5 protein-coding genes are annotated in these 5,474 nt (G+C 52.0%); 1 reads left to right on the forward strand and 4 read right to left on the reverse strand.

Annotation, left to right across the window (positions count from 1 at the left end; genetic code table 11):
- Window positions 1-123: 123 nt before the first annotated feature.
- Window positions 124-1,050: an FAD-binding protein gene (locus tag IBX50_RS16610; RefSeq protein ID WP_292257414.1), complete on the reverse strand. Its 927-nt coding sequence runs from the start codon at window positions 1,048-1,050 to the stop codon at window positions 124-126.
- A complete protein-coding gene (locus tag IBX50_RS16615; RefSeq protein ID WP_292257415.1) occupies window positions 1,050-1,799 on the reverse strand; it encodes an electron transfer flavoprotein subunit beta/FixA family protein in 750 nt (249 codons plus the stop codon). Before IBX50_RS16615 ends, IBX50_RS16610 begins: the two co-directional genes overlap by 1 nt.
- A gap of 315 nt (window positions 1,800-2,114) precedes the next feature.
- Here IBX50_RS16615 and IBX50_RS16620 point away from each other — a divergent pair, with 315 nt between their 5' ends.
- Entirely contained in the window at window positions 2,115-3,752 is a 1,638-nt protein-coding gene (locus tag IBX50_RS16620) for an electron transfer flavoprotein-ubiquinone oxidoreductase (RefSeq protein ID WP_292257418.1), read from the forward strand.
- 65 nt (window positions 3,753-3,817) lie between these two features.
- On the opposite strand, the gene IBX50_RS16625 is transcribed toward IBX50_RS16620, so the two are convergent.
- On the reverse strand, window positions 3,818-4,102 hold the full coding sequence (locus IBX50_RS16625) for a pyrimidine/purine nucleoside phosphorylase (protein ID WP_292257416.1): 285 nt from the start codon (window positions 4,100-4,102) through the stop codon (window positions 3,818-3,820).
- Window positions 4,103-4,157: 55 nt separating this feature from the next.
- Window positions 4,158-5,339, reverse strand: coding sequence for a formate-dependent phosphoribosylglycinamide formyltransferase (gene purT / locus IBX50_RS16630; protein ID WP_292257417.1), 1,182 nt, complete (start codon window positions 5,337-5,339; stop codon window positions 4,158-4,160).
- Window positions 5,340-5,474 lie beyond the last annotated feature (135 nt).

A 5,474-nucleotide genomic window follows, 5' to 3' on the forward strand; every position in this document is an offset into this window, starting at 1 on the left:
GGAATACCCGGAAAATGGAATGAAAGAAAAGGCGCGAGAGTAGCATAAATTGCCGTGAAATTGCTGAAAAAAAAGACCAGCACATTGGCTGGTCTTTTGGGTTACCGCTGGGCTGGTTTCAGCTTAGAGCTGTTGTTCCAGTGCCGGTACGGCTTCGAACAGGTCTGCTACCAGGCCGTAGTCTGCCACCTGAAAAATGGGAGCTTCTTCGTCCTTGTTGATGGCAACAATCACCTTGGAGTCTTTCATACCCGCCAGATGCTGGATGGCTCCGGAGATACCGGCAGCAATGTACAGCTCTGGTGCAACAATCTTGCCGGTCTGACCGACTTGCAGGTCGTTGGGGACATAACCGGCATCCACCGCGGCACGGGAGGCACCAACAGCACCGCCCAGCTTGTCAGCCAGTTTGAAGATGATATCGAACTTTTCAGTGCTGCCTACACCACGACCACCGGCAACCACCACTTTGGCAGCAGTCAGTTCCGGACGGTCAGAAGCTGCCAGCTCTTCACCGACAAAGCTGGACAGGCCAGCATCTTTAGCTTCAGCAACCGCTTCTACCGCTGCTGAACCTGTGGCAGCCACGGCATCAAAAGAGGTGCCGCGTACCGTGATGACCTTAACAGTATCTTCGCTCTGCACGGTGGCAATGGCGCTACCGGCATAGATGGGGCGCTTGAAGGTATCAGCGCTTTCTACACTGATGATTTCAGAGATCTGCTCAACATCCAGCAGTGCCGCAACGCGTGGGGCAATGTTTTTGCCGTTGGCAGTGGCACCGGTCAGGATGTGGCTGTAACCCTTGCCCAACTCAGCAACCAGTGCAGCCACGTTTTCTGCCAGTTGATGACCGTAAGCAGCGTTGTCGGCCAGCAGTACCTTGCTCACACCTTCCAGCTTGGCCGCAGCATCAGCAGCAGCCTGAGCGCCAGCACCGGCAACCAGTACGTGAATGTCACCACCGATGGCTTTAGCAGCAGCAACAACACTGCCAGTCACCGGGGTCAGATCAGTATTATGATGATCAGCAATAACCAGAATGCTCATTAGACCACCTTCGCTTCGTTTTTCAGTTTATCCACCAGCTCTTCCACGCTGCCCACTTTGATGCCTGCAGAACGCTCTGCCGGTGGCTCAACTTTCAGAGTTTTGACTTTGGACGCGGTATCCACGCCGTAATCAGCCGGGGTTTTGATATCCAGCGGCTTTTTCTTGGCTTTCATGATGTCTGGCAGTTTGGCGTAACGCGGCTCGTTCAGGCGCAGATCCGCACTGATCACCGCAGGCAGTTTGATTTCAACGGTTTGTAAACCACCGTCGATTTCACGCTTCACTTTAGCCTTGTCACCTTCAACCGTCAGCTCAGAAGCAAAGGTGCCCTGAGCATAACCAGCCAGTGCAGCCAGCATCTGGGTGGTTTGGTTGTTATCGGTATCAATGGACTGTTTACCCATCAGGATAATCTGGGGTTGTTCTTCAGCGGCAATTTTTGCCAGGATTTTGGCAACGGCCAGTGAACCCAGTTGTTCGTCGGTTTCGACCAGAATACCGCGGTCGGCACCCAGCGCCATGGCCGTACGCAGTTGTTCCTGAGCGGTTTTAGGACCGATGGAAACAGCAACGATTTCAGTGGCAATGCCTTTTTCCTTCAGGCGTACGGCTTCTTCCACGGCGATTTCGCAGAAGGGGTTCATGGACATTTTGACATTGGTCAGATCGACACCTGACTGATCCGCTTTAACACGAACCTTGACGTTGTAATCAACGACACGTTTGACAGCGACAAGAACCTTCATAGATTCTCCGTTTTCTCAGTGGTTGAACCAGCAGGCCAAAAAAACCAGCCTGCGACATAAAAATCTCGACTTGCGAATGATGACTGCAAGCGGCGTTTCAGTCAAACTTGGGCTTAAACTGACTGGTCACATTTTTAAGCTTATAATGACACTATCTTAAAAACCTGTGACAAGGCTTGCCTCTTAAGCCTCCAAGCCTTTCACTGGGTCAGCTATTGACCAAAAGCAAACGACCGTTTTAAATACACTCTAGCCGAGTGCCATAAAGATAACAAGCCTGCGCAACTGAGGAGACACGCTGTGGAACGCGAATCTATGGAGTTTGATGTATTGATCGTCGGCGCGGGGCCTGCAGGCCTTGCCGCTGCCATCCGCCTGAAACAACAAGCCATTGAAGCTGGTCAGGAGCTGGAAGTCTGCGTGGTGGAAAAAGGTTCCGAAGTCGGTGCCCATATTCTCTCCGGCGCAGTCATTGAGCCTCGTGCACTGAATGAGCTGATTCCAGACTGGAAAGAAAAAGGTGCACCACTGACCGTTCCAGCCACTCAGGATGATGTTTATCTGCTGCGCAGTGAAACAGCCTCCACCAAGCTGCCGCATTTTGCCGTGCCCAAGACCATGCACAACCAGAGCAACTACATTGTCAGCGTTGGCAACCTGTGCCGCTGGTTGGCTGAGCAGGCAGAAGCGCTGGAAGTCAACGTGTTCCCTGGTTTTCCCGCTGCCGAGATCATTTATGGTGAAAAGGGTGAGGTGCAGGGTGTGATTACCGGTGACATGGGTATTGGTGCTGATGGTCAGCCAAAAGACAGTTTTACTCCCGGCATGGAATTACGCGCCAAATACACCCTTTTCTCTGAAGGTGTGCGCGGTCATCTGGGCAAACGCCTGATCGAGAAGTACAAGCTGGATGAAGGTAAAGATGCCCAGCATTACGGTATCGGTATTAAAGAGCTGTGGGAAATTGATCCTGCCAAACACCAGCAGGGACTGGTGGTACACGGTTCCGGCTGGCCGTTGCCCAGTGGTACTGGTGGTGGTTTTTTCCTTTATCACGATGAAAACAACCAAGTGGAAGTGGGTTTGATTGTCGATCTATCTTACTCCAATCCGCACCTGTCTCCTTTTGACGAGTTCCAGCGCTTAAAGCACCATCCGGTACTCAAACAGTACCTGGAAGGTGGTAAGCGCCTGTCTTATGGTGCCCGTGCCATCACTAAGGGCGGTTACAACTGCCTGCCCAAAATGACCTTCCCCGGTGGTCTGCTGATCGGTTGTGATGCCGGTACACTGAACTTTTCCAAGATCAAGGGTGTTCATACCGCGATGAAATCCGGCATGATTGCTGCCGAAGCAGTGTTTGAGGCATTAAAAGGTGGTGATGAGGGTGGCAAGGAGCTGACGGCTTATACTCAGAAGTGGGAAGTCAGCTGGGCCAATGAGGAACTGAAGACTTCTCGCAACTTCGGCCCGGCAATGCACAAGTACGGCACTTTCCTGGGCGGTGCGTTTAACTTCATCGACCAGAATATCTTTGGTGGCAAGCTGCCGATCACGCTGCATGACACCAAGCCTGACCATGAAATGTTGAAACCCGCCAGCGAATGCCCGAAGATCGACTACCCAAAACCCGATGGTAAGCTAAGTTTTGACAAGCTGTCTTCGGTGTTTCTGTCCAATGCCGTGCATGAAGAGGATCAGCCGGTGCATCTGCGCTTGAAAGACCCTGAACTGCCGATTCGTGACAACCTGCCGATGTACGATGAACCCGCGCAGCGCTACTGCCCTGCTGGTGTGTACGAAGTGGTAAACGATGATGCTGGACAACCCAAGTTCCAGGTCAACTTCTCCAACTGCGTACATTGTAAAACCTGTGATATCAAGGATCCGGCTCAGAACATCACCTGGGTGACACCAGAAGGTGGTGGCGGCCCTAACTATCCAAACATGTAATCTTTTGTATTAAAAGAGAAAGGAGGCGAAAGCCTCCTTTTTTATACTCTGCTTCTGGACTCTTATCAATCCATATAACGGCAGAGATAGGCACTCTGCTCTTCAACTGTCACCTGAAACACGCTGTTAGCCGGTACGTTAAAGCTCTGACCCTTGTGAAAAGTACGCAAGGAAGCATCACCCGGCAGCATCACCAGCAGGGCGCCGGAAACCACGGTCATTTCTTCATCCTTGGAGGTGGAGAACTCATACTCTCCCACTTCCATCACACCCACTGTCAGCGGACCTTCGCTGTTATTCAGGGCAATGGATTTAACCTGACCATCAAAATATTCGTTTACTTTCAACATGGTATTTCTCCGCAGGGTTATGCTGCCATTAGGGGTAATTTTTTGTGCTGTGATTCTATAGGTGTACCTGAATTCTGGAAATAACTCGCAAGGATTTTTCTTTTGCCTGCTCTACATCCTGATCCAGTGCCAGTGCAACCCCCATACGCCGCTCACCCTGCACTTCCGGTTTACCAAACAGCCGCAGGTCGGTATCCGGTTCACTCAACGCCTGATCCAGTCCAGCAAAACTGACCTGACTGGATTCCCCCTGTACCAGCAGTACCGCAGAAGCTGCCGCACCCAGTTGGCGGATTGCCGGAATGGGTAGTTTAAGAATGGCACGGGCATGCAGGGCAAATTCAGACAGGTTCTGGGAAATCAGGGTGACCATACCAGTATCATGCGGGCGAGGCGAAACCTCACTGAACCAGACGTCATCTCCCTTTACAAATAACTCCACCCCGAACAGGCCATAACCACCCAGTGCATCAGTAACTTTGCGGGCAATCTGCTGAGCCTTTTCCAGCGCCAGCAGACTCATGGCCTGGGGTTGCCAAGACTCACGGTAATCCCCTTTTTCCTGCCGGTGACCAATGGGTTCACAGAACTGGGTGCCGGATACTGCACGCACCGTCAACAGGGTGATTTCATAATCAAAATCGATAAAACCTTCCACTATCACCTTGCCTTTACCTGCCCGACCACCGGCCTGAGCATAATCCCAGGCTGACTGAATCTGATCGACACTGTGCACCAGGCTCTGACCCTTACCCGAAGAAGACATGATGGGTTTGATCACACAAGGTAATCCAATTTCAGTGATGGCGGCCTGGTATTCTGCTTCAGTGGCAGCAAAACGGTAGGGTGAGGTGGGTAATCCCAGCTCTTCTGCTGTCAGGCGACGAATGCCTTCCCGGTTCATGGTCAGGTGCGCGGCACGAGCACTTGGGATAACGGTATAACCTTCCTGTTCCAGCGCCAGCAGTTCACTGGTAGCAATGGCTTCAATTTCCGGCACAATCAGATGAGGCTGCTCCTGCTCCACCACTGCCCGCAGGGCGGCAGCATCCAGCATACTGATCACATGGCAACGATCGGCCAGCTGCATGGCAGGTGCGTTAGCATAACGATCCACGGCAATCACTTCGCAACCCAGCCGTTTGAGTTCAATAACCACTTCCCGTCCCAATTCGCCGCTGCCCAGCAGCAGTACACGGGTGGCTGTGGATGAAAATGGAGTGCCGATCTGTGTCATGAGCCCTGTCCTCTGATCTGTAAAAAAACACCGGCAGTATAAGTGATGCGGTTTTATAATGCTGTTTTAACGCACCTCCGAACAGGGCAATTGGGCTTAATTCTGCTTGCAAAATACGTTGCTTCACTGTAATAA

It is taken from the genome of Marinospirillum sp., from assembly GCF_014859565.1.